Origin of the sequence: Streptomyces virginiae (assembly GCF_000720455.1) — a bacterium.
Classification (GTDB): Bacteria; Actinomycetota; Actinomycetes; order Streptomycetales; family Streptomycetaceae; genus Streptomyces; species Streptomyces virginiae.
In genome coordinates this window covers 88,041-112,574 of sequence record NZ_JOAK01000005.1, presented here as the reverse complement: position 1 = coordinate 112,574, position 24,534 = coordinate 88,041, and the positions used below count along the sequence as shown (strand labels likewise).

Annotated in this window: 20 protein-coding genes; 14 read left to right on the top strand and 6 right to left on the bottom strand. The window is 71.5% G+C overall.

The window, feature by feature from the left end; genetic code table 11:
• Positions 1-116 precede the first annotated feature (116 nt).
• On the top strand, positions 117-605 hold the full coding sequence (locus tag IG86_RS0110225) for an FAD synthase family protein (protein ID WP_030826665.1): 489 nt from the start codon (positions 117-119) through the stop codon (positions 603-605).
• On the opposite strand, the gene IG86_RS0110220 is transcribed toward IG86_RS0110225, so the two are convergent.
• Together IG86_RS0110220 and IG86_RS0110215 are read right to left on the bottom strand one after the other, a co-directional pair.
• Entirely contained in the window at positions 586-1,308 is a 723-nt protein-coding gene (locus IG86_RS0110220; RefSeq protein WP_030826662.1) for a CDP-alcohol phosphatidyltransferase family protein, read from the bottom strand. The two genes, IG86_RS0110225 and IG86_RS0110220, sit on opposite strands and share 20 nt — an antisense overlap.
• Before the next feature lie 34 nt (positions 1,309-1,342).
• Complete coding sequence (locus IG86_RS0110215; protein WP_045936615.1) at positions 1,343-2,545, bottom strand: MFS transporter; 1,203 nt, start codon at positions 2,543-2,545, stop codon at positions 1,343-1,345.
• An 83-nt stretch (positions 2,546-2,628) separates the two neighbouring features.
• On the opposite strand from IG86_RS0110215, the gene IG86_RS0110210 reads away from it, so the two are divergent.
• Complete coding sequence (locus tag IG86_RS0110210; RefSeq protein WP_078905865.1) at positions 2,629-3,291, top strand: MarR family winged helix-turn-helix transcriptional regulator; 663 nt, start codon at positions 2,629-2,631, stop codon at positions 3,289-3,291.
• On the opposite strand, the gene glgX is transcribed toward IG86_RS0110210, so the two are convergent.
• Positions 3,257-5,626: a glycogen debranching protein GlgX gene (glgX, locus tag IG86_RS0110205; RefSeq protein ID WP_107056222.1), complete on the bottom strand. Its 2,370-nt coding sequence runs from the start codon at positions 5,624-5,626 to the stop codon at positions 3,257-3,259. The two genes, IG86_RS0110210 and glgX, sit on opposite strands and share 35 nt — an antisense overlap.
• 183 nt (positions 5,627-5,809) lie before the next feature.
• On the opposite strand from glgX, the gene IG86_RS0110200 reads away from it, so the two are divergent.
• The 10 genes from IG86_RS0110200 to IG86_RS0110155 all read left to right on the top strand — a co-directional run bounded on the left by IG86_RS0110200 (position 5,810) and on the right by IG86_RS0110155 (position 16,607).
• Positions 5,810-7,030, top strand: a complete 1,221-nt coding sequence (locus tag IG86_RS0110200) for a L,D-transpeptidase (RefSeq protein WP_030826651.1) — start codon at positions 5,810-5,812, stop codon at positions 7,028-7,030.
• A 137-nt stretch (positions 7,031-7,167) separates the two neighbouring features.
• Complete coding sequence (locus IG86_RS42180; RefSeq protein WP_051785079.1) at positions 7,168-9,423, top strand: choice-of-anchor A family protein; 2,256 nt, start codon at positions 7,168-7,170, stop codon at positions 9,421-9,423.
• 43 nt (positions 9,424-9,466) lie between these two features.
• Positions 9,467-10,336 carry an MSCRAMM family protein gene (locus tag IG86_RS0110190; protein ID WP_030826641.1) on the top strand — a complete coding sequence of 290 codons (870 nt, stop codon included), beginning with the start codon at positions 9,467-9,469 and terminating at the stop codon, positions 10,334-10,336.
• 97 nt (positions 10,337-10,433) lie between these two features.
• Positions 10,434-11,141 (top strand): L,D-transpeptidase family protein, encoded by a 708-nt coding sequence (locus IG86_RS0110185; RefSeq protein WP_045936616.1) that lies wholly within the window; start codon positions 10,434-10,436, stop codon positions 11,139-11,141.
• A 138-nt stretch (positions 11,142-11,279) separates the two neighbouring features.
• On the top strand, positions 11,280-12,506 hold the full coding sequence (locus tag IG86_RS0110180) for a L,D-transpeptidase (RefSeq protein ID WP_385871805.1): 1,227 nt from the start codon (positions 11,280-11,282) through the stop codon (positions 12,504-12,506).
• An 87-nt stretch (positions 12,507-12,593) separates the two neighbouring features.
• Positions 12,594-13,361: an enoyl-CoA hydratase/isomerase family protein gene (locus tag IG86_RS0110175; RefSeq protein WP_030826632.1), complete on the top strand. Its 768-nt coding sequence runs from the start codon at positions 12,594-12,596 to the stop codon at positions 13,359-13,361.
• 245 nt (positions 13,362-13,606) lie between these two features.
• Positions 13,607-14,119 (top strand): ATP-binding protein, encoded by a 513-nt coding sequence (locus tag IG86_RS0110170; protein WP_030655726.1) that lies wholly within the window; start codon positions 13,607-13,609, stop codon positions 14,117-14,119.
• A gap of 317 nt (positions 14,120-14,436) precedes the next feature.
• Positions 14,437-15,135, top strand: a complete 699-nt coding sequence (locus IG86_RS0110165; protein ID WP_051785078.1) for a polysaccharide deacetylase family protein — start codon at positions 14,437-14,439, stop codon at positions 15,133-15,135.
• Positions 15,132-16,319: a YncE family protein gene (locus IG86_RS0110160; RefSeq protein ID WP_030826626.1), complete on the top strand. Its 1,188-nt coding sequence runs from the start codon at positions 15,132-15,134 to the stop codon at positions 16,317-16,319. Before IG86_RS0110165 ends, IG86_RS0110160 begins: the two co-directional genes overlap by 4 nt.
• Positions 16,320-16,394: 75 nt before the next feature.
• Positions 16,395-16,607: an EF-hand domain-containing protein gene (locus IG86_RS0110155; RefSeq protein WP_030826624.1), complete on the top strand. Its 213-nt coding sequence runs from the start codon at positions 16,395-16,397 to the stop codon at positions 16,605-16,607.
• A gap of 82 nt (positions 16,608-16,689) precedes the next feature.
• Here the strand turns inward: IG86_RS0110155 and IG86_RS0110150 are convergent, their stop codons facing one another.
• Positions 16,690-17,238, bottom strand: coding sequence for a PadR family transcriptional regulator (locus IG86_RS0110150; RefSeq protein WP_030826622.1), 549 nt, complete (start codon positions 17,236-17,238; stop codon positions 16,690-16,692).
• Positions 17,239-17,350: 112 nt separating this feature from the next.
• Here IG86_RS0110150 and IG86_RS0110145 point away from each other — a divergent pair, with 112 nt between their 5' ends.
• Both IG86_RS0110145 and IG86_RS0110140 read left to right on the top strand, forming a co-directional pair.
• Complete coding sequence (locus IG86_RS0110145; RefSeq protein ID WP_030826618.1) at positions 17,351-18,082, top strand: flavodoxin family protein; 732 nt, start codon at positions 17,351-17,353, stop codon at positions 18,080-18,082.
• A gap of 52 nt (positions 18,083-18,134) precedes the next feature.
• Complete coding sequence (locus IG86_RS0110140; protein ID WP_030896388.1) at positions 18,135-18,779, top strand: dihydrofolate reductase family protein; 645 nt, start codon at positions 18,135-18,137, stop codon at positions 18,777-18,779.
• A gap of 63 nt (positions 18,780-18,842) precedes the next feature.
• Here IG86_RS0110140 and IG86_RS0110135 read toward each other — a convergent pair whose 3' ends face one another.
• Entirely contained in the window at positions 18,843-19,355 is a 513-nt protein-coding gene (locus IG86_RS0110135) for an AMIN-like domain-containing (lipo)protein (protein WP_030896383.1), read from the bottom strand.
• 165 nt (positions 19,356-19,520) lie between these two features.
• Complete coding sequence (locus IG86_RS0110130) at positions 19,521-24,473, bottom strand: FG-GAP-like repeat-containing protein (RefSeq protein WP_078905863.1); 4,953 nt, start codon at positions 24,471-24,473, stop codon at positions 19,521-19,523.
• Between the last annotated feature and the right edge of the window lie 61 nt (positions 24,474-24,534).

The following is a 24,534-nucleotide window of genomic DNA, read 5'->3' as shown; positions in this document are numbered from 1 at the left end:
TGCGCACGTCACCCTATTCGTTCACCCGCGTGCTGCGGAACGTGCACGCTATTGTCTGCTAATCCGCTACACCGGGGGGTGTGGCCGCTGGGGACAAAGAGATGACGGAGCGGTACATGTCGGACATTGGTGCGCCTTCGCGTCGACCGTATCGAGTCGGTTACGCGCCGGGCGCCTACGATCTGTTCCACATCGGGCATCTCAACATCCTTCGGCACGCCCGGAGTCGGTGCGACTACCTCGTCGCCGGAGTGGTCTCCGACGAGATGGCCGAACTCGCCAAGGGCCGACGCCCGATGATCCCGCTCGTCGAGCGGCTGGAGATCGTGCGCAGCGTGAAGTACGTGGACGCCGCCTTCGTCGAGACGGTGCCCGACAAGGTGGAGACCTGGAAGCAGGTCCGCTTCGACGTCATCTTCAAGGGCGACGACTGGCGGGGCACCCCCAAGGGCGACAAGCTGGAGAAGGACTTCGCCGCCCACGGCGTCGACGTCGTCTACTTCCCCTACACCGTCCACACCTCCAGCACCCAGCTGCGCCGGGCGCTGGACGCGCTCGCCGAACCGGCCGCGGGACCGGGGCAGGTCACCGGCGAACGGCGCTGAGCTCCCGGAACCACTTGGCGAGGAACGCCAGCAGGAACAGCGCGGCGACCGCGCCCAGTCCGGCGTAGGCCCAGGCGAACAGCTTCCCGCCGCCGAGGAGCAGGAACACCAGGCAGAACACCCCGTAGTCCACGGGCAGCAGCGCCACCGCGCGCGCGGTCGACGGCGCGGCGGCGGGGCTTCCCGGGGCCGGCCTGGGCTTGAGCTTCTCGGTCAGCAGTCCGCCGAAGAAGGTGACGACCGCGGCGAACTGGAAGCCGAGCGGTACCAGGAGCCAGCCGTCGGCCGTCGTCCCGTACTCCTCGGGGAACCGGTAGAACGCGATCAGCACGCACGAGTGCAGGGCCGTGAGCTTGGCGGCGTCCACGACGTGGTCCAGCCACTCGCCGGCCGCACTGCCGCCGCCGCGCAGCCGGGCCAGCTGGCCGTCGGCGGAGTCGAAGGCGAACCCGACGGCGAGCGCTGCCCACACGGCGATCCCCAGCGTCCAGGAGGGCCCGGTCAGCGCGACCGCGGCCACCGCCGCGAAGCTGAAGGCGGCGCTGATCAGCGTCACCTGGTTCGGGGTGAGCCCGAGCGCGTACGAACCGGCCGCCAGGTAGCGCCCGGTGGGCCGGTTCACGAACCGGGAGTAGAGCGACACCCCCTTCGCCGACTTCTGCGCCCCGCGCAGTTCCCGCAGCGCGGTCCCGACTCTGCCCATGCAGGGGCTCCCCTCAGCGACGATGTCGAACACATCATCGCAGTACGGATGAGCGAGTCGGTTCCGGATGTCTGCGGACGTCCGGAAGCAGCAGTACGGACAGGTTCGCGGTGGCGCTGAGGACGGCCGCGACCAGCAGCGGGACCGTGGCTCCGACCGCGGCGGCCAGCGGGGCGGCCACCGCCAGCCCCAAGGGGCGCGCGGCGAACGAGATGAGGGTGTCGAAGGATCCGACCCGACCCAGGGTCTCCAGCGGGATGCGGCGCTGCATCTCCGTCTCCCACAGCGGGCTCAGCACCCCCAGGCCGAACATGGCGCAGCAGAACGCGGCCGCGGTCGCCGGCAGCGGCAGCCGCAGCGCGAAGGCGGTGAGCGGCAGTGCCTGGGCGGCTGCCCCGACGGCCACCCCGTACAGCGGCCGGCGCAGCGGCAGTCGCCCGGCCGTCCAGACGCCGGCGAGCATGCCGACCGTGCCGACCTGGGCGATCACCACCCAGGAGCCCTCGCCGCCCAGGTCCTCCATGGCGATGACCGGACCCAGCGTCAGGAGCAGCCCGGCCGCCAGGTGCCACACCCCGTGGGCCAGCACGTTGGCGAGGAACCACGGGTGGCGCCTGGTCTCGGCCCAGCCGGCGCGCAGTTCGGTGCCGAAGGCGGCGCGCGGGGCGGTACGCGGGACCGTTGTGGTGCGCAGGCCGCCGAGGGTGAGCGCGGAGAGGACGAAGAGCGCCCCGGTGAGCAGCGAGGCCCAGCCGCCGCCCACGGTCAGCGACAACGTGCCGGCGGCCGCCGGAGCCGCGACGTTCGCGAGTCCGGTGGCCACCCCGAGCCGGGTGTTGACGCGCAGCCGCCCCTCCTGCGGAACCGCGGCCGCCACGAGCGTGCGTACCGCGGGCGTGCCGAAGGCCACCGCGGCGCCGGTCACGGCGGCGAGCGCGGCCAGCTCGGGGACGCGGCCGTCGAGTCCGGTCATGAGCAGGACGCCGGTCGCCAGTTGGGCGGCCGCCCGCACGAGGTCGGCGACGAGGACCACCCGCCGGGCGGGGAACCGGTCGGCGGCCACCCCGGCGACGGGCAGCAGGAGCAGCATGGGCAGCAGCTCGCAGGCCAGCACGAGACCCAGATCGCCGGAGGAGCCGGCCCGCAGGAGGGCCAGGGTGAGGGTGGTGGGCACGAGTGCGGAGGCGAAGGCGGCGAAGGTGCGGCCGGCGACCAGCCGCGGTATCGGCGAGATCATGCCCGGAGGTTATTTCGCCAGCGAATCATTCGTCAACGAAATACCGGCGCAGGCCCGGGCGGAGGACGGGACATAATGCGGGCATGGGCAGAGAGGCGGCCGAAGGCCGGGCGCGGAGCGCGGGCGGACGGGCCACCGGGGCGGAGGCGGCAACGGAGCGCGCCGAGGACGCCGCCGAGAGCACCGGCGGGAACAGCGCCGAGAGCACCGGCGGGAACAGCGGCGAGAACTCCGCCGCGGAGTCCGCCGAGGAGTCCGCCGAGGACTCCGTCGACCGCCACATCGCCCGCTGGACCGGCAAAGTGCCCTTCGACGTCCCCACCGAGGCCGTCATCACCCGCATCCAGCTCCTCGCCAAGCACGTGTCGCACGGCAAGGAGCGGGCGCTCGCCGAGACCGGGCTCCAGGCCTTCGAGTTCGAGACGATGCACCGGCTCGCCTCCCGCGGCGCACCCTGGCGGGCCCCCTCCGCCGAGCTCGCCGCCGAACTGCTCCTCTCCCCGGCCGGGATGACCGGCCGCCTCGACACCCTGGAGAAGTCCGGCCTGGTCCGCAGGCTGCGAGCCGCCGCCGACCGCCGCCGGGTCGACGTGGAGCTCACCGAGGAGGGCCACCGGCGGTGGCTGGACGCCATGCGCTGGCGCGGCGTCGCCGAGCACGAGATGATCGAGCCCCTCGACGACGGCGAACGCGCCGCGCTGGCCGCCCTCCTCAAGCGGATGCTGCTGGCGGTCGAGACCCGCTGACCCGCAGCAGGAGCACCGAGCGGGCCGGCACGGTCACGGTCTCCCCGGCGCGGTGCACGGTACCGGGGACGACGGCCTGCTCCTCCAGGGAGGTGTCCAGGACCAGCTCGTACTCCTCGGCCCACGGCGCCCCCGGCAGCACCCACGCCGCCGGCCGGTCACCGGTGTGCAGCAGGACCAGGAAGCTGTCGTCCGTCACCTGCCGGCCCCGCTCGTCACGGCCCGGGATGTCCCGCCCCGACAGGTACATTCCCAGCGCCGCCGCCGGGGCGTACCAGTCCCGCTCCGTCATCTCCACGCCGGCCGGCGTGAACCAGGCCAGGTCCCGCAGCCCGTCCGCCCCCTGCGGCCGCCCCGAGAAGAACGCCCGCCGCCGCAGCACCGGATGGGCGTGGCGCAGCGAGATCAGCCGGGCCGTCAGGGCGAACAGCGAGCGCCACGCCGGATCCTCCAGCAGCGACCAGTCCACCCACCCCGTCTCGTTGTCCTGGCAGTAGGCGTTGTTGTTGCCGCCCTGGGTGCGCCCGAACTCGTCGCCCGCCACGAGCATCGGCACCCCGGTCGACAGCAGCAGGGTCGTCAGCAGGTTGCGGAGCTGGCGCCGGCGCAGCACCCCGACGCGCACGTCGTCCGTCTCGCCCTCCGCCCCGCAGTTCCACGAACGGTTGTCGTTGGTCCCGTCCCGGCCCGCCTCGCCGTTCGCGTCGTTGTGCTTGCGCTCGTAGGACACCAGGTCCCGCAGGGTGAAACCGTCGTGCGCGGTCACGAAGTTCACCGAGGCGTACGGCCGCCGCCCACCCCACGCGTACAGGTCGCTCGACCCCGACAGCCGGTACCCGAGGTCGCGTACGTCGGGCAGCGCACCCCGCCAGAAGTCCCGCACGGCATCCCGGTAGCGGTCGTTCCACTCCGTCCACAGCGGCGGGAACGCCCCCACCTGGTAGCCGCCCGAACCCACGTCCCACGGCTCGGCGATCAGCTTCACCCGCCGCAGCACCGGGTCCTGGGCGATCACCGCCAGGAACGGCGACAACATGTCCACGTCGTGCATCGAGCGGGCCAGCGCCGCCGCCAGGTCGAAGCGGAAGCCGTCCACCCCCATCTCCGTGACCCAGTAGCGCAGCGAGTCCGTGATGAGCCGCAGCACGTGCGGACGCCCGGCGTGCAGGGTGTTCCCGCAGCCCGTGTAATCGGCGTACCGCCGCTGGTCGGACTGGAGCCGGTAGTAGCCCCGGTTGTCGAAGCCGCGCAGCGACAGCGTGGGCCCCAACTCGCCCGCCTCCGCCGTGTGGTTGTAGACCACGTCGAGGATGACCTCGATCCCCGCCGCGTGCAGCGCCCGGACCATCCGCTTGAACTCGCCGACCTGCTGCCCGGTTGTACCGCTCGACGAATACCCGGCGTGCGGGGCGAAGTAGCCGACCGAGTTGTACCCCCAGTAGTTGCGCAGCCCCCTGCGCAGCAGGTGGTCCTCGTGCGCGAACTGGTGCACCGGCAGCAGCTCGACCGCCGTCACGCCCAGCTTCACCAGGTGCTCGACCGCCGCCGGATGGGCCAGGCCCGCGTAGGTGCCGCGCAGCTCCTCGGGAACACCCGGATGGCGCATCGTGAAGCCGCGCACGTGCAGCTCGTAGATCACCGAATCGGCCCAGGGAGTCTTCGGCCGGACGTCGTCCGCCCAGTCGTCGTCATCGTGGACGACCACGCCCTTGGGTACGAACGGCGCGGAGTCCCGGTCGTCGCGCACGGTGTCCGCGATGTACTGCTGCGGCCAGTCCCGGACGTGCCCGTACACCTCCGGCGGCAGAGTGAAGTCCCCGTCGACGGCACGCGCGTACGGGTCCAGGAGCAGCTTCGCCGGATTGTGCCGGACGCCCGTCCAGGGATCCCAGCGACCGTGCACCCGGAAGCCGTACCGCTGCCCCGGGTGCACGCCCGGCACGAAACCGTGCCAGATCTCGTGCGTGAGCTCCGTCAGGACGCAGGCCGTCTCGGCCCCGGCCTCGTCGAACAGGCACACCTCCACCGACTCCGCGCCCTGCGCCCACACGGCGAAGTTGGTGCCCGCGGTCCCGTCCGGACCGTGGTGGAAGCGGGCCCCCAGGGGATGCGAGGACCCCGGCCACACCGCCGGGGCCGGGCGCACGGGTGCCCGTAACACCTGCCCCTTGACCTGGCCGTTCGTCCGACCGTCCGACCGTCCGTTCGACTGATGGCCCAGTGGGCCGCCCGGTTGGCCGTCGACGTGCGGTACGGGCGCGGCCTGTCCGCTCCGTACCGCTCCGACGGCGTTGCTGACGGCTTCCACCGCCTCCTGCTCGGCTGCGCTCGACACTGCCCGCCTCCACGGCTCCTCGGTACCGGCGGGGGGAGGGGAGTGTGTGGCCCCGGCGTCCCGGCCCGGGCCCGCCCCCGTCTGGTCCTTCCCACTGTTCTGCCCGGACTGTTCTGCCCGGAACGTCGCCCGCCCTCACGTTTCCCCCGGAGGGCTCCGGTCGTTGGAGGGATCGTGACACTTCTGACGAGGCGGGCAGGGGCGGGCTTGGCCGCCGTGGCGGCATGGGCGGGCCTGCTGGGCGGGCTGGCCGGCTGCACCCAGGACGGCAAATCGCCCGTCGAGATCCAGCTCCCCGGCAGAGTCCGCTCGCCGGACGAAGCCATCCGCATCACCCCCGACGACAACGCCAAGGGCGTCCCGGCCGACGGGCGGCTGACGGTCACCGTGCCCGAAGGGCGGCTGGAGCGGGTCGTGGTGACCAAGGTGGAGGACGCGCAGGCGGAGGAGGTCCCCGGCGCCATCGCCGCCGACGGGCTCAGCTGGAGCCCCACCCCGCAGGCCGGCCGGCTCGCCCTCGCGGCCAAGTACACCGTGGACGCGGTCGCCCTCGACGGGCACAACCGCCGCCAGGCCCGGCACACCACCTTCACCACCTACGTTCCCGAGGAGCGGTTCATCGGCTACTTCAAGCCAGAGAACCGCTCGACCGTCGGCACCGGCATGATCGTCTCCTTCAAGTTCAGCCGTGAGATCGAACGGCGCGCCGACGTGGAGCGCGCCATCCGGGTCACCTCCGAGCCGGCCGTGGAGGTGGCCGGCCACTGGTTCGGCAAGGAACGCCTCGACTTCCGGCCCAAGCAGTACTGGAAGCCGGGGACCAAGGTCACCGTGCGGATGGACCTGCGCGACGTCGAGGGCGCTCCCGGCTCGTACGGGATCCAGTCCAAGACCGTCACCTTCACCGTCGGGCGCTCCCAGATCTCCACCGTGGACGCGGCCGCCCACACCATGGAGGTGCGCCGGGACGGCGAGCTGCTGTCGACCGTGCCGATCAGCGCCGGGGCGCCCAAGACCACCACCTACAACGGGAAGATGGTGGTGATGGAGCTCTTCGACGTCACCCGGATGAACGGCCAGACGGTGGGGTTCGGCGGCGAGTACGACATCCCCGACGTCCCGCACGCCATGCGGCTCACCAACTCCGGGACCTTCCTGCACGGGAACTACTGGTCCAGCCCCGACACCTTCGGCACCACCAACGTCAGCCACGGCTGCGTGGGCCTGCGCGACGACAAGGGCGGCGGCTCCGACACCCCGGCGGGCTGGTTCTTCGACCGGACCCTGATCGGGGACGTGGTGGAGGTCGTGAACTCGCAGGACAAGACGGTCGCCGCCGACAACGGGCTGGGCGGCTGGAACATGTCCTGGGCGGACTGGGTGGCCGGATCCGCGATCGCCTGAACGGCGCCCCGCCCCCCGCAAGAGTGACTTGTGTGATCGGAATGCCGTAGCGGCGAGTGTCCACGACCCGTACCGCCGACCCCTGCCCCCAGCCTGTCAGGGCACGTGAGGGCAGCAGGGGAAACGGACGGAGCGTCATGTCAGCAAGGAACTGGACCCTCGGGCTCGCGATCGGCGCCGTGCTGGCCGCCGCCGCCCCCGTGGCCGCCGCCCCCGCGGCCGTCGCCGCCGGACCCGGCGCCGACCGGCCGGTGGCGGCCGCCCGGGCGCCGCTGCCCGACGGACTGGGTCCCTGCGTCCCGGGCCGCTGCCCGGACCCGTACCCGCCGATCAACAGCGACGGCGTCCTGCGCGGCCGGGACAACGGCATCAACATCTTCGCCGGCGGCGACTTCCGGGTTCGCGGACGGGCCTCCGAGGCCGAGGGCCGCCTCGTCGTCCTCGGTGGCTTCGACCAGGACAAGGTGGCCGGCGGCGACAGCCGGTACAACGTCGGCATCGTCGGCGCCGGATCGCTCGTACCGCCCCCCGAAGGCGCCGACTTCCTCACCACCGGCGGAGGCGTCACCGTCGCCGCGGGCGAACGCCTCCTCGCCGACGGCGGTGTGGTCCGCCACGCGGGCACCGTCACGGGGGTCGTCTCCGGCCGCCTGGTCCCGGACCCCGCCGCCGTCACCCCGTACGCCGGACTGCGCGAACGGCTCAGCGCCGCCAGCCAGTGCTACGCCCGGGTCGACGGGCAGCCCCGCCCGGCCACCGGCACCGTCGTGAACAGCGGCTTCGAGACCGTCTTCACAGGCGACGGCACCTCCGCGCTCCAGGTCTTCAACGTCGACGCGAACCTCGTCGGCAACGGGGGCGGCCAGCAGGGCATCCGGTTCGCCCGCATCCCGGCCACGGCCACCGTCCTGGTGAACGTGCTGGGTGCCACCCGCACGATCAACACGTACAGCGGCGGCATCGCGGACACCGACCCCCTGAACGCCTACCGCGAGCGGCTGCTGTGGAACTTCCCCGACGCCACCACCGTGCGGCTGACCGGCGGCGGCCAGTTCCAGGGCAGCTTCCTGATGGGGCAGCAGACCTCCGAGACCACCGTCACCCTGCCCGGCATCAACGGCCGCTTCTTCACCACCGGCTCCGTCACCCACGGCAGCGAGACCGTCGGGGGCGGCGGCCAGGAGTTCCACGCCTACCCCTTCAACGGCGACCTGCCCGACTGCGCCGGCCCGGTCCCGGTGACCGGCTCGGTCTCCGTCCTCAAGCGGGACGCGGCGACGGGCGCGGCACTGGCGGGCGCGCGGTTCGAGCTGTGGCGGGAGACCAACGGCACGGCCGGCCTCCAGCCCACCGGTCCGGGCGCCGACACCCGCGTCACCGAGTGCACCACCCCGGCGAGCGGCCTGTGCGAGACGACCACCGAACTCGGCACCTACTACTGGCGCGAGACCCAGGCGCCCCCCGGGTACGTGCTCCCGCCCCAGCCGGTGAACGCGCTGACGCTGACCGCCGAGAACGCGCAGGCCGGCGTCCGGTACGAGGCGGACAACCAGCGGAGCCCCGAGCCGCCGGACGGCGCCCGGGTGGTGCTGCGCAAGACGGACGGGGCGACGGGCGCGGCACTGGCGGGCGCGGAGTTCGAGCTGTGGCGGGAGAGCAACGGCACCCCCGGGCTGCAGACCGCCGGCCCGGGCGGTGACACCCGGCTGGACGGCGCCTGCGTGACCGACGCACGGGGTACCTGCACGGTGGAGCTGCCCGTCGGCCAGACCTACTACTGGCGGGAGACCGCCGTTCCGGCCGGATACGAACCGCCGGCGGACCCGGTCACGCGCTTCGACCTGACCGAGGGCGACGTGGCGGACGGCATCGTCGTCGCCGTCCCGAACACCAGGAGCGAGCGGTACGAGGGCGCCATCCGGGTCCTCAAGCAGGACGCCAAGACCCGGCGGCCGCTGCGCGGCGCGGTGTTCGAGGTGTGGCAGGAGACCAACGGCACCGCCGGCCTGCAGACGCGCGGCATCAACACCGACCGCAGGGCGGCGGACGGCTGCGCCACGGACCGCGGCGGAGTCTGCGACTTCGGCCCGCTCCCCGAGGGCTCCTACTACCTGGTCGAGACGGCCGTGCCCGAGGGCTACGCGCTGCCCGCGGACCGGGTGACCGGACCGCTGACGCTGGACGCCGCCACCCCGGACCGACGGCTCGTGGTCACGCTCCGCAACGAGCGCGACGGCCACGGCAAGGGCAAGGGAGACCACGGCAAGGGCCACGGCAAGGGAAACCACGGCAAGGGAAACCACGGAAAGGGAAACCACGGAAAGGGAAACCACGGAAAGGGCAAGGGCGGGCACCCCGGGCACCCGAAGGACGCCAAGGGTCCCCGGGCCTGACCTCCCGGTCCGACCCAAGGCCCCCAACGACGGACGGAGCGGCATGACAGCCAGGACGACGAGGGCGTGGACCACCGGTCTCGCCGCCGCGGTGGTGCTCACCGCGGCGGCGCCGGCCCTGGCCGCACCGCCACCGGCGGCGGCCGGCAGCGCCAAGGTCGTGCTGCGCAGCACCGACCTGGACACCGGGGCGCCGCTGCCCGGGGCCCGGTTCGAGCTGTGGCGCGAGACCAACGACCGGGCCGGGCTCCAGAGCACCGGCCGGGGGGCCGACGAAAGGCAGCACGACCGCGACTGCGTGACCGACGCGAAGGGCGTCTGCACGGTGGAGCTGCTGACCGGCGAGACGTACTACGCGCTCCAGGTCGCGGCCCCCGCCGGATACGAGTGGCCGGACGAAGCGTCCACCGGATTCGACCTGGGCGCGGCCGCCGCCCGGGACGGATTCGTCCTCAATGTCCCGAACCGGCGCCCCGACACGGCGTACAGCGGCTGGATCCTGGTCCGGAAGAAGGACGCGAAGACCGGCACCCCGCTGCACGGCGCGGTGTTCGAGCTGTGGAAGGAGACCAACGGCACCACCGGCCTCAAGACCGGGGGCGTCGACGCCGACCAGCGCGTCAGGCCGGGCTGCGCCACCGACGCCGACGGCACCTGCGCCTTCGAGGGGCTCGCCGACGGCGGGTACTTCCTGGTCGAGAAGGACGTCCCCGAGGGCTACGTCATGCCGAAGACCCCGGTGACCGGCCCCTATCGGCTGGACGCCGCGAGCGGCCGGCAGCTCGTGCTCACCGTCCACAACAAGCGGGCCGAGCCGATCCCCCTGGAGGAGAAGGGCGCGGCCGCGGACGAGGGCACCCGGGAGGGCGGCCGCCGGGCCCGGACCGAGCGGCCGGGTGCGCCGGTGGAGTGACCTCCTCACCCCGGCGGCGCAGCAGCGCGAGCCGTACCCCGGCGACACGGTTTGGCTGGGGTACGACCCGTCGCGCTCGCAGACCGAGGAGGCTCCTATGGCCGCACGTCAGGGGAGAGGCCCGGTGGCCCGGGCGGCCGTGATCGGCGCCCTGCTCGCACTCGCGGGCCCGCACCCCTCCCTCGCGGCGGCCGCCCCGGCGGAACCGGAGAGCGCGTGCGTGGCGGGCACCGGCCCCTACCAGCGGGAGCTGGAGCACCACGTGGGACGGCCGGTCGACGGGGTGCAGTCCGCGGCGGACTGCATCGCGGTCCGCGACTTCCAGCGCAAGAACGGCGTCAGCCCCGCCGACGGCTACGCGGGCGTCGCCACCTACCGCACGATGCTCGTCGTGACGGCCCGCCCCGACCCCAACGCCGCGGGCGACTGCCCCGCACGTGAACACCGCGTCACCTGCGTCGACCTGGACCGCCAGCTGCTGTGGGTGCAGGAGGACGGCGACATCGTCCTGCGGCCCGTGCCGATCCGCACCGGCCGCGACTTCCAGGAGACCCGGACCGGCTGGCACGAGGTGTACTGGCGCAGCAAGGACCACGTCTCCACGCTGTACGGATCGCCCATGCCGTACGCCCAGTTCTTCGACGGGGGCCAGGCCCTGCACGGCTCTCCCGGCACCCTCTACGAGGGCGGCGGCTCCGCCGGCTGCGTCAACCTCACCGAACCGGACGCCAAGCGCCTGTGGGACCTGCTCGGCGAGGGTGACGCCGTCTACGTCTGGGGCACCAAGCCGGGCACCGAGGACTGACCTGCAAGCCGTCCCGGCCGTGTCGCGGCAGTTGGGACGGAACGGTGACAAGACCGTGGCTCATCGTGATCCTCCCGTGTGATTTCCTGTCGACATGCGCGCGACTGTCCGTGCGCGGGGGACATGGGGAGAACACGAGTGAACGTGCAGCCGATACGCGGCCGCGCCCGGACCGGCCTGCCGGCCCTTCTGCTGGGAGCGGCCCTGCTGTTCACCACCGCCTGCAGTGGCGGTGGCGGCGGCAACAGCAACGGCAGCGGAAGCGACAACGCCGGGGGCGGTGGCAAGACCGGCACCGAGGCTTCGAAGGCCGTCGTCAGCGTCAAGCCCGACGACGGGGCCAAGGAGGTCGCGACCAGCGGCGTCCTGAAGATCACGAGCACCGGGGGCAAGCTCAGCACGGTGACCGTCGCCGACACCAAGGGCAACGCGGTCGAGGGCAAGGTCTCCGACGACGGCGCGAGCTGGGAGCCGGCCCGCCACCTGGCCTCGGCCACCGAGTACAAGGTCCACGCGGTCGCCAAGGACGAGGCCGGCCGGGAGTCCGCCAAGGACACCTCCTTCACGACCCTGACCCCGACGAACACCTTCGTGGGCCACTACACGCCCGAGGACGGCGCGACCGTCGGCGTGGGCATGCCGGTCTCGATCAACTTCTCCCGTGGCATCACCAACCCCGAAGCCGTCGAGAAGGCCATCACGGTGACGGCCGAGCCGGCCGTCCCGGTCGAGGGCCACTGGTTCGGCAACGACCGCCTCGACTTCCGCCCCGAGAAGTACTGGGCCGCGGGCACGACGGTCACCGTCAAGCTCGCCCTGGACGGGGTCGAGGGCCGCCCGGGGGTCTACGGCAAGCAGACCCGTACGGTCACCTTCAAGATCGGCCGCTCGCAGGTCTCCACCGTCGACGCGGCCGCGCACACGATGCAGGTCGTCCGGGACGGCCAGGTCCTCAAGGACGTCCCGATCACCGCGGGCGCCCCGTCCACCACGACCTACAACGGTCAGATGGTCATCAGCGAGAAGTACAAGGTCACCCGGATGAACGGCGCGACCGTCGGCTTCGGCGGGGAGTACGACATCTCCGACGTCCCGCACGCGATGCGGCTGTCGAACTCGGGCACCTTCGTGCACGGCAACTACTGGGCCCCGTCGAGCACCTTCGGGTCGTCGAACGTCAGCCACGGCTGCGTCGGCCTCAAGGACGTCCGCGGCGCGGGCGACTCCAAGCAGCCCGCGGCCTGGTTCTTCGACGAGTCGCTGATCGGCGACGTGGTCGTCGTGAAGAACTCCAAGGACAAGCAGATCGCCCCGGACAACGGCCTCAACGGCTGGAACATGGACTGGGCGGAGTGGATCAAGTAGATCCGTCCCGTACGCGGTAGAGGTGGCCCGGTGCTGTGACACACAGCACCGGGCCACCTCGCGTTAACCGCCGCTAACCTGACCCGTATGACCATCTCTCTCGAAGTCTCCGAAGGCGTCGGCACCCTCCGCCTGGACCGGCCGCCCATGAACGCCCTGGACATCGCCACCCAGGACCGGCTGCGCGAGCTCGCCGTGGAGGCGACCGACCGGGCCGACGTCCGCGCGGTCGTCATCTACGGCGGCGAGAAGGTGTTCGCGGCCGGCGCGGACATCAAGGAGATGCAGACGATGGACCACGCGGCGATGGTCGTCCGGTCCCGTGCGCTGCAGGACGCCTTCACCGCCGTCGCCCGCATCCCCAAGCCCGTCGTCGCCGCCGTCACCGGCTATGCGCTGGGCGGCGGTTGCGAGCTCGCGCTGTGCGCCGACTACCGGATCGCCGCCGACAACGCCAAGCTCGGCCAGCCCGAGATCCTGCTCGGCCTGATCCCCGGCGCGGGCGGCACCCAGCGGCTGTCCCGGCTGGTCGGCCCCTCCCGGGCCAAGGACCTCATCTTCACCGGCCGCATGGTCAAGGCCGACGAGGCGCTGACCCTGGGCCTGGTCGACCGGGTGGTGCCCGCCGCCGAGGTCTACGAGCAGGCGCACGCCTGGGCGGCCAAGCTCGCGCAGGGGCCGGCGATCGCGCTGCGCGCCGCCAAGGAGTGCGTGGACGCGGGCCTGGAGGCCGACATCGACACCGGGCTCACCATCGAACGCAACTGGTTCGCGGGCCTGTTCGCCACCGAGGACCGCGAGCGCGGCATGCGCAGCTTCGTCGAAGAGGGCCCGGGCAAGGCGAAGTTCGTCTGACCGTCCGGCCCGGCGGTCCTCCCTGTGGGTGGATTAGCCAGGCCTTAAGGCAACCTTAAGGCGCATCGGTGATCCACTCGCTGTGATCACTTCCATGCGGTGGGTCACGCCAGGTCAGGGCCCGTTTCGAGGCCACCCGGTTGCCTCCCGCATATGACAGGAGACCCCCTTGGATTCGTTGAATCCGGGGGGTGTTTTCCTGTGGAACGGCCCGGAGGGGCAGGGCGGCCGTCCATGATGGGTGCATGGCGGGCCTGGAGGGTGTGGAACAGCCGCGGCAGCGCGGCGGTGCTTCGGCGGTACGGCTCACGGCGGCCGTCGAGGAGGAACAGGGCCTCAAGGCGCTGGAGTTGTACGGGAATCCTGCCGAGGCGGAAGTGACGTTGCCGTCCATGCCGGAGTCCGCCGGTACCGCTCGCCGGCTCACCCAGTGCGTGGTGGTCCGCCTCTGGGGCCTCTCGCCGCAGATCTCCGAGCACGCCGTCCTGCTGGTCTCCGAACTCGTCGGCAACGCGGTCCGCCACACCGGCGCCCGCTCCTTCGGCTTACGCATGCTGCGGCGGCGCGGCTGGATCCGGGTGGAGGTGCGCGACCCCTCGCGCGGGCTGCCGTGTCTGATGCCGGTCCACGAACTGGACACCACCGGCCGCGGCCTCTTCCTCGTCGACAAGCTGTCCGACCGCTGGGGCGCCGACCTGCTGCCCCGGGGGAAGATCACCTGGTTCGAGATGCGGGTCGCCGACCGCCAGAACGCCTGAAGCCCCCGGCTCGCCGTGTGGGGCGGTGTGGGGGCTTCATGGGTGCGCCGAGGATCTGAGGGGGTGTGATCCTCGGCGTGGCGACTTCGCTCGGGTCAATGGGAAGTCGTGGTTTCGACTATGACAGACGCGCGCTCGAACGCCAAAAGTCCCTACTTGGACATAAGTGTGCAAATCGCAAGACTTTCTAGCTAAATCCTAGGTGAGGTGGGCCACTCGCCTCGCAATCGATGAATAACTATCGACTCCTCTGAGTAAATCGTTGATCACGTGGCGGATGGGCCACCCGATTCACCCTCTTCGGTGAACGTCCCGAAATGGGTCAATCATTACCTTCCGGGCCCCCCGGCCCCGCCCGCCCCGCGGGGCCCGCGCAGCCGGCCCCGGCCGCTGCCCCGCGCCGGTTCGCCGGGCAGCCCCCCGAGATCGGCCACGGTCCGCGCGAGGGCGACCGGGTCGCCCTCACCTTCCACGGCAACGGGGAGCCCGCCCTCGCCCGCGCGGCCCTGGCCGCCGCCGAGAAGGCCGGCGCGCGGATCACCGTCCTGGCGATCGGCGCCTGGCTCGACGCCCACCCGGACATGGCCCGCCGGATCCTCGACGGCGGTCACGAGCTCGGCAACCACACCCAGCGCCACCTCGCGATCAACGACATGACCGAGGCGGAGGCCTACGCCGAGATCACCGGCTGCGCCCAGCGCCTCAAGCGACTCACCGGCTCCATCGGCATCTGGTTCCGGCCCTCTCAGACGCAGTACGCGACACCGCTCGTCCAGAAGCTGGCCCGGCGGGCGGGCTACCCGCACGTCCTGTCGTACGACGTCGACTCCCTCGACTTCACCTCGCCCGGCGCCGCGGCCGTCATCCGCAACGTCACCGGGACGATCCGGCCCGGATCCGTGGTGAGCCTGCACTTCGGCTACGCGGACACGGTCGACGCGATGCCTCCCCTCCTCGAAGAACTCGCGCGCCGCAAACTGCGCGCGGTGACCACCACGGAGCTGCTGACGCCATGAAGACCACCCGCCTTCCCCGGAATGCCGGCGTACTGCTGGCCGGTCTGGTCCTCGCCGCCCTGGCCGGCTGCGGATCAGCCGGAAAGGGGCCCGCCGAGGCGCTCGGCACCAAAGGCCCGGCCAAGCCCGTCAAGGCCGTACCGGCCGCACCGCCCGGGCTGCCCGGCATGCCGCCCCTGCTGGATCCGAACGACGTCTACGCGGCCGACCGGCCGGGCAAGCTGTCCCCGGTGGTCAAGGACTTCCCCTCCCGCGTCTACGTGCCGAACACCAGCTCCAACACGGTGTCCGTCATCGACCCGGAGACCTACCAGGTCATCGACACCATCCCGGTCGGGGTCCAGCCCCAGCACGTCGTCCCCTCCTGGGACCTGAAGACCCTGTGGGTCAACAACAACCGGGGCCACACGCTCACCCCGATCAACCCCGCCACCGGCGAGGCCGGAAAGCCCGTCGAGGTCCACGACCCCTACAACCTGTACTTCACGCCCAACGGAAAGTACGCGGTCGTCATGGCCTCCCTGGACAAGGAGCTGGTCTTCCGCGACCCGCACACCATGGACCGCGTGAAGACCGTCCCGGTGACCTGCTTCGGCGTCAACCACGCCGACTTCTCCGCCGACGGCCGCTACTTCATCGTGAGCTGCGAGTTCTCCGGCGAACTCCTCAAGGTCGACACGGAGAAGATGGAGGTCGTCGGCCAGCAGAAGCTGCCGTTCGAGGGCGCGATGCCCCAGGACGTCAAGGTCTCCCCGGACGGCAAGACCTTCTACGTCGCCGACATGATGGCGCACGGCATGTGGGTGCTCAGCGGCGACACCTTCGAGACCCCCAAGCTGCTGCCCACCGGGAAGGGCTGCCACGGCCTCTACGTGAGCCGCGACTCCAAGGAGATGTACGTCTCCAACCGCGGCGAGGGCACCATCTCGGTCTACGACTTCCCGCAGAAGAAGCTCACCAAGAAGTGGACGCTGCCGGACGGCGGCAGCCCCGACATGGGCGGCGTCTCCGCCGACGGCAAGGTGCTGTGGCTGTCCGGCCGCTACAACTCCGAGGTGTACGCCGTCGACACCGTGACCGGCAAGCAGCTCGCCCGGATCCCGGTGGGCGGCGGCCCGCACGGACTCGCCGTGTACCCGCAGCCCGGCCGCTACTCGCTCGGCCACACCGGGATCTTCCGCTAGGGGGCCGGGGGGCCCGCCCGCCCCGGGTGCCGCTACCCTGGGCCGGTCAACAAGCACCAAGAAGGGGTGGACCCAGTGGCGGACATCGAGAGCGCACGGGCTACGTTCGACAGGTTCGACGTGAACGGTGACGGCTTCATCACGGCCGACGAGTACAGCGCCGCGATGCGCGCCATGGGCGACGCCCACGTGACCCCGGCCGTCGCGGACTCCGTCGTCGCCTCCAAGGACGCCAACGGCGACAAGCTGCTGAGCTTCGAAGAGTTCTGGGCCTCCCTGAACAAGTAGTCCCTCCGCCGCCGCCCCCGCCCCGGTCCGCCCGGGCGGGGGCGGCGCCGTGCGTCGTAGGGCACCGGCGCCCGCGAGGGCCTCAGGCCTCCGGGCCGGACATGTCCCCGACCTCGCCGAGGGCCTCCTCCAGCCAGGTCAGCCAGAACGTCTCCAGAGCGATCCCCCCGTGCAGGACGAGCCGGCGCAGCCGGTCCTCCACTGCGTCGCGGCCCGGCGGGAAGTCCTTCTCCTCGATGGCCTCGTACTGCGCCAGCTGGCGACGGTGCAGGTCCAGATGGCGCCGCAGCTCAGGGCCGAGCCCCTGCGGCCCCACGACGCCCGCCGCCCGGATCCGCAGCAGCAGCGGATCGCGCATCGGCTTCGGGTCCTGGCTCTCCGCGACCCACCGGGCCAGCTCCGTGCCGCCCGCGGGCAGCACCTCGTACTCCTTCTTCTGCCCCCGCACGGGCACCTCGCTGGGCAGCGCCCGGATCAGCCCGGCCTCCTCCAGCCGCCCCAGCTCGCGGTAGATCTGCTGGTGCGTCGCCGACCAGAAGTACCCGATCGACTTGTCGAACCGCCGGGTCAGCTCCAGCCCGGACGAGGGCTTCTCGAGCAGGGCGGTGAGGATGGCGTGCGGCAGGGACATGCCGCCATCCTAGGTTTGCCGCGGCCCGGCGCCGCGATCACCTCTCCACGGCCGCCCCCGGACGGGCCAGGCCCGGTGGCGGCCGCCCCGCGCACTGCACAGGCTGGGGTGTGTGGCTGCCGACGAGAACACCGCGACCCCCGCGCCCTACGCCGACCTCACCGCCCTCTACGTGAACTGCACGCTCAAGCGCTCGCCCGAGACCAGCAACACCGAGGGCCTGATCGACAAGAGCCGCGCGGTCATGGAGTCCGCGGGCGCCCGTACCTCGCTCATCCGCGCCGTCGACCACGACATCGCGACGGGCGTCTGGCCGGACATGACCGAGCACGGCTGGGAGAGCGACCAGTGGCCGGTCCTCTACAGCCAGATCATGGACGCCGACATCCTCGTGCTGTGCGGGCCGATCTGGCTCGGCGACAACAGCTCCGTGATGAAGAAGGTCATCGAACGGCTCTACGCCTGCTCCTCCCTGCTGAACGAGCACGGCCAGTACGCCTACTACGGCCGGGTCGGCGGCGCGCTGATCACCGGCAACGAGGACGGCGTCAAACACTGCGCCATGAACGTCCTCTACAGCCTCCAGCACCTCGGCTACGCGATCCCGCCCCAGGCCGACGCGGGATGGATCGGCGAGGCCGGCCCCGGCCCCTCCTACCTCGACCCCGGCTCCGGCGGCCCCGAGAACGACTTCACCAACCGCAACACCGCCTTCATGTCCTGGAACCTCATGCACCTGGCCGGCCTGCTCAAGCGCTCCGGCGGCATCCCGGCCCACGGCAACCAGCGCTCCCTGTGGGACGCAGGCTGCCGCTTCGACTTCCCCAACCCCGAGCACCGATGAGTTCTCCGCGCCCGGACGGTCCCATGAGGGACGACACGACTGGAGGAAGCCCGTGGAGCAGCTGCTGAGAGTCCAGAACTTCACCGTCTCGCGCGACGGGTTCGGCGCCGGCGAGCCCCAGAGCCTGGAGCGGCCGTTCGGCCACGCCGACCCCGCGGCCATGTTCGCGTGGGCCGGAGCCACGGCGAGCTGGCCGAACCGCACCGACCCGGGCGGCAGCCGGGGCCTGGACGACTACTTCACGCGCGACTTCACGCACAACATCGGCGCCGAGATCATGGGCCGCAACAAGTTCGGGCCCCAGCGAGGGCCCTGGGCCGATCACGAGTGGCGCGGCTGGTGGGGCGAGGAGCCCCCGTTCCACACCCCGGTCTTCGTCATGACCCACCACCCGCGGCCCTCGTTCACGCTCTCCGACACCACCTTCCACTTCGTCGACGCCGACCCGGCGACGGTCCTCGAAGCGGCCGGAGAGGCGGCGCGGGGCAAGGACGTCCGGCTCGGCGGCGGAGCCACCACCATCCGCGAATTCCTCGACGCCGGTCTCGTCGACACCCTGCACGTGGCGGTCGCACCCGTGGACCTCGGCTCCGGGGTGCGGCTCTGGAAGTCGCCCGAGGAGCTGCTCGACCGGTTCCACCTGGACGTCGTGCCCAGCCCGAGCGGCGTGACGCACCACCTGTTCTGGCGCAGGTGACGCGCGCGGCGGGGGTGCGCGGCCAGGCCGGCACCCCCGCCGCTGGTTCAGCGGTTCAGCGGTTCAGTGGGCGATGTCCACGACGAACCGCTCGGGCGAGTGCAGGCTGTAGGCGCGGTAGTAGGGGACGGTGTCGAAGGCGGCGCCGAAGGTCACGTACCCCTCGTAGTCGCCGGTCATGGCGAGGCCCTTGAGCTTGCTGAGGTAGATCTTCTGGAGCTTGGGGCCGTGGTAGACGCTCCCACCCGCGTCGTCGTGCGCGGCGGCGGGATTGAGGCGGATCTCCAGGAAGTACTTCCCGGCCAGCGGGACGGGCTTTCCGGAGCCGTCGTACACGAGCTGTGCGACGGGCGTGACGGTCACCGTGGGGGTGTACCCCTGCAGGTCGATGACGATCCGGTCGTACGTGGCGTGCCCGCCCCAGCGGGCGTTCACGACGAGCGGGGTCGGGGCCTGGACGTCGGCGGTGGCCGAGGTGAGGGTGGAGGCCGAGGCGGGCGCGGCGAAGGACAGGCAGGCGGCGAGCAGGGCGCCGGTCGCCAGGGCCACGAACTGCCGGAGACGGGTGTTGATCATGACGTCCCCTCGATTCCGAGAGACGGGGACAGGTGGCACAGTCTGGGACGCCGCGGCGGATTCTTTGGTTCCGTGCCCCGGCCGAGGGGGACGAACACGGCGAGGGCTCCGGTCCCCGGCCTGGGCCGGGGACCGGAGCCCTCGTTTCTCAGCAGCCGCTGCCGGCTACCACATGCCGGGTGCGGCGTACCAGGAGGCGCGGACGCCGTCGAAGCCGCCGTCGGCGCGGCTGGTCAGGGTGAAGGCCCTGGTGTCGCCGGCCGCGTAGTTGTACATCATGACGATGTCGGCGCGGCCGTCGCCGTCGGTGTCCCCGGAGACGGGGGTTCCGCTGCTGGTGGCCCACCAGTTGCCGTCGCCGGACTTCCAGCTGGCGAGGGGGGCGTTGAAGCCTCCGTCGGGCTTGGCGGTGAAGGTGTGGGTACCGGTGGCGCCGCTGTAGTCGTAGACGATGGCGAGGTCACCGCGGCCGTCGCCGTTGTAGTCCCCTCCGGTGGATTCGATACGGGCGGACTGGAAGGCCTGCGCCGTCGCGGACCAGGACTTGAAGGGTGCTTCGAAGCCGCCGTCCGTCTTCGCCTTGAAGGTCCACATCGCGGTCTCGACCGTGCCGTTGAAGTACACGGCGGCGATGTCGGAGCGGCCGTCGCCGTTGGAGTCGACCACCTGGTACTGCGCGGCAGCGTTGTGCCAGCCGCTGGCCGAGCGCCAGCTGTCGAGCCCGGCGTTGAAGGTACCGTCCGCCTTGCTGGTGAAGGTGGTCGCGGCCGTGACTCCGCTGCCGTGGTCGTGCACGACGGCCACGTCGGCCCGCTTGTCGCCGTTGAAGTCGCCCGCGAGCAGGGCCACCTTGCTCCAGTCCCACTTGCCCGCCGGGATCTGCAGGGGGGCGCCGGGAGTGGTGAATCCCCCGTCCGGCGTGCCGAACCAGGTGAAGACGGCGTTGTGGCCGTCGCCGTCGCCGTAGCCGTAGAGGGCCGCGACGTCGGCGCGCTTGTCACCGTTGAAGTCCCCGGTGGCCCACTTGGCGCTGGCGGCGTTGAAGTTCCGGGCGCCGCTGCTCCATACCTCACGGGGCTCGGCGAGCCCGCCGTCCGGCTTGGCGTCCAGGACGTACAGGCCGGTGGTGTCGTTGCCGTAGTCCTGCACCGTGATCAGGTCGCTGCGCTTGTCGCCGTTGACGTCACCGCCGAGGTCGGTGCGCAGGTGTGCCGTGCGGTCGTTCGGCTTGTGGGCCGTGGTGGTGTAGCTGTGGCGGTTCCACTTGATGTAGCCGCCCTCGAAGTCCGAGCGGATCGAGGCGTTGTTCGTCGCGTACTCGGCCGAGGTCGGGAAGCCGAGCCAGCCGTTCTCCGAGTTCTCCGCGGAGTACTTGGTGCGGTTCGCGTTGCTGACGGGCCAGGCCCCCGTGCCGCTGCTCCAGAAGAAGGTCGTCGTGACCGCCGAGGCACCGACGGCCTTGAAGTGCTGGTGCGCACCGGCCTTGGGGCTGGTCGGGGCCTCCGGGTCCACGGGGAACCCGTAGACGCTCACGCCGCCGAGCCTGAGGAACGACTCGTAGATCCCGCCCCTGACCGGCTGACCGCCGGTGGCGAAGGAGTAGTACAGGGCGCTCTTGGCGCCGTTCTTGCCGAAGGTGGTGACCCACCCGGTTCCGCCGGGGGTCACCATCTCGTCGGAGGTGGGGTAGCCCAGGACGCCGGACTCTCGCTGCATCTCGGACCACTTGTTGCGGATGCCGCCCTGGATGGACCAGGCCCCGGTGTCCGGGCTCCAGTAGATGGAGCGGTCCTCCGCGCCGGCGGAGTTCTTCAGGTGGATGTAGCGACCCTTGCCGTCGGGTGCGACGACGGTGTCGGAGGTCGGGTGTCCGAACGTGAGCCCGCCGAGCGCCTTGAACTTGGCCAGGACGGGGCCGCACAGGCTGCGCTTGCCGCCGGTGTGCGTACCCTCGACGGTCTCGCACTCGTTCCAGGGAGTACCGATCTTGACGAGGAGGCGCGGCTCTCCGAAGGCGGAGCCGTTCTGCATCGCCCGGCCCGGGAACTCGTACAGCAGGCCGTCGGTGCTCAGGGCGTGGAGATCGGCGAAGCCGTCGCCCTCGAAGTCACCGTTGCTCAGCGGTACCGGGTAGGTGCCGGCGGGGATGGTGCCCAGGGAGGCCGAGCGGACCGCGGCGTCGCCGTAGACCGTGAGGTCCGCGCTGACCGCGCCGAACTCGTCGGTGCCCTTGCGGCTGGTGTACTGGTGCACCTTGCCCGTGGTCCTGTCGCGGGCCCAGAGCTCGGAGAGGCCGTCACCGTTGAGGTCGCCGGGGACGGACAGGGTCATGTTCTGCCAGTCGGCCTGACCGAGCGAGATCGGCTTCTGGAAGGTGTCCAGGAAGCGGTCGGCCCGGGAACCGAGGAAGAGGTAGAGCTCGCCGCCCCTGCGGATGAGGAGATCCGGGTCGTCGGCGTCGTTCAGGACCCCGTCGTAGTTGTCGTCGTTGGTACTGGCGACCACCAGCACCTGGTCGGCGTTGGTCCACAGCCGGTTCTCGGCGTCGTAGACGTCGAACTCGAAGCGGCCCGACTCACCGCGCAGGCGGCCGGAGCCGTCGTTCTTGTGGAGCCAGAGCTCCTTCTTCTGCGGGTCCTCCGCGCTGGGGCTCAGCGCGATCAGGTCTTCGTAGCCGTCCTCGACGTTCCAGCTGCCGCGGTGGGCGATGACGGAACCGGCGAAGGAGGTCTGCGCTGCCGCGACACCGGCACCGAGGGTGCCGCCGGTCGCGCCGTCCCGCTGCCAGGGGTAGGTCCGCAGGGTTCCGGTGCTGGGGTCGACGGCCCACAGGTCGACGGTGGCGTCACCGTTGAGGTCGCCGGGCTTGTCCGGACCCGGGGTGCGTTCGGGCTGGAAGTGGTAGGCGTACTGGTCGGACTGGTTGCCGGCCGCGTCGACGCTGCGGACGTAGAGGTACTGCGGCCCCGCGCTGTAGGGCTTGAAGGTCACGGGCTCGGAGGGGCCGCCCTTCTTGGTCGCCTTGACCTGGCGGAAGGTGCTGTCCTGGTCGGACCACCACACGTAGCCGGTCACGTCGTCGACGCCGTTCGCGCCGAAGACGAAGGTGCCGTTGGTGCGGGCCGGCTTGCTGGGCTTGCCGCTGCCCGTGGGCGGGAATTCGGCCGAGCTGACGGAGGGCAGCTTGGACGGCCGGGACCGGTCGATGGTGAAGGCGCACTGGTCGGACGTCGCACTGTTGGTGGTCCAGTCCGTGGTGGCCACCTTCCACCAGTACGAGCCGTCAAGCCCCGAAGCGTTGATCCGGACCACCGCGTCGCCGCCGCTGCTGACGTCCACGTGCTGCGATCCGGAAGCCGCGGCGCCGGCCTTGCCCCACTCGAAGTAGGCGCGGAGGTTGGTGTCCTCGTCGTCGTGCACGCGGGCGCGCAGCTCGACTTCGCTGGTCAGGCCGAAGGTGCCGCCCGTGCAGGGCACGGAGGGGTTGGTCTTGAGGTCCGAGGGCTTGGCCGGGGCGGTGTTGTAGCGCGTGGAGACGCGCGCCGAGTTCGGGTCGAACTTGCGCCAGGACGTGTCGACGGCGTTGGACACCGAGCGCAGGCCGAAGGACCAGGTGCCCCACTTGTTCGCCGCGGCCTTGCTCACGGCGGGCAGGACGTCGAACTCGACCAGGCCGTCACTGGCATTGGGGCAGTTGCGGCCGCCGAAGGACTGTCCGGAGCGGTCCACGCTGCCCTTGCTGGCGGGCTGGCGGTTCCAGGTGATGTTGTTGGGCAGGTCACGGCCGATGTCGAAGAGCTCGACATCGCCGGAGTTGCAGGACCAGGACCCGGCGTGCACCTGCTTGATGCGCATGACGGAGTCCAGGATCTGCTTGTCCTGGAGATTGCCGGTGCCGACCCGGAAGTAGGAGTTGCCCCAGGCGGTGTTGCCGTTGTTGTCCTTCGCGACGCCGACGCGGGCGAAGTCCTTCATGGTCGATCCGCCGTTCCAGAACACCATGTCGGCGCTCCCGCTGACCCCCGTGTTCTTGTAGGCGAGGGACCAGGCGTTGCGTGCCGCGTCAGGCGCCCACTTGGGGTCGATGACCACGGGGAACACCGTCTCCGGTGCCTTCAGCAGGGCGGCGTCCGTCTTCAGCGAGAGGGTCTCACCGCGCAGCTCGACACCGAGGTCGGCCTGCCTGGACCCCTCGGTCGTGCCGGACAGTACGTCGTCCAGCGGGCGCGGGGCGGGGGCCGCGGGCGGCGTCGCCGGGTCGGACGCCGGTGCGGCGAGGCTCCGGGCGGCGGGGGCTCCGCTCTTGGCACCGGCCGGCTTGCCCTCCGCCGGCGCCTCTGCCGCCGACTTCGCCTCGGGGGCCTTCTGGCCGGGCCCTGAGACCCCGGCCGGCTGTCCGGCGGAGGAGTCCCACATGCTGGGCTCGGGCGTCGAGAAGACGGACCGCCCCGTCGGGTCGACGGCGCGCAGCCGGCCGTCGGGCTCGGCCTTGACCGTCAGGCCCTTCCCCTTGAGGCCGAAGTCGACCTTCGCGAGGGCGGGGTTCTTCGCAGCCTCGGCGGACTTGACGACCAGCGAGTGACTGAAGGAGTCCGCGGTCGCCTTGACCGCGAGGTCGACGCCCGGCAGCACTTCCGGGTACACGGCGGTGTCCCCGGAGAGCTTCGGCGCGGGCAGCTTGCCCGGCCAGCTCAACTGGATCTCACGGCCGTTCTCGCGCATGACGGCGAGCGGACCGGTGCCGCCGCCGGAGAAGGACACGTCCGTACGGGCCGCCTTCGGGGCGATCCGGCCCTGCGCCTTCACCTGGAGGGTGGGGTCGACGGGCACGAGGGCGGAGCCCTGCCGCACCCGGACCGGGAAGAGCGCCCGGTCGAGTGTCATGGTGCCGTCGGGGTTGGCGTACAGCTCATCGGTCTCGGTGCGCCCGCCGACCACTTCGACGGGCTTCCCCGACTTCTTCGCGGACTTCTTCGCCGACTCGGTTTCCTCGGCCAGCGGAGTGCCGATGGCGGAACTGTCTATTCCGCTTTTCGCTTTCGGTGCGGGCGCGGCGAAAGCCGCGGGAGCCGCCGAAATCGCGCCGCCCGCCAGAGTGGTGGATATCACGACGGACATCGCTCTCAGCCGCCGCCGACCGCTCACGCCGAGCGGTCTTTCTGCTTGCTTCACTTGTTTC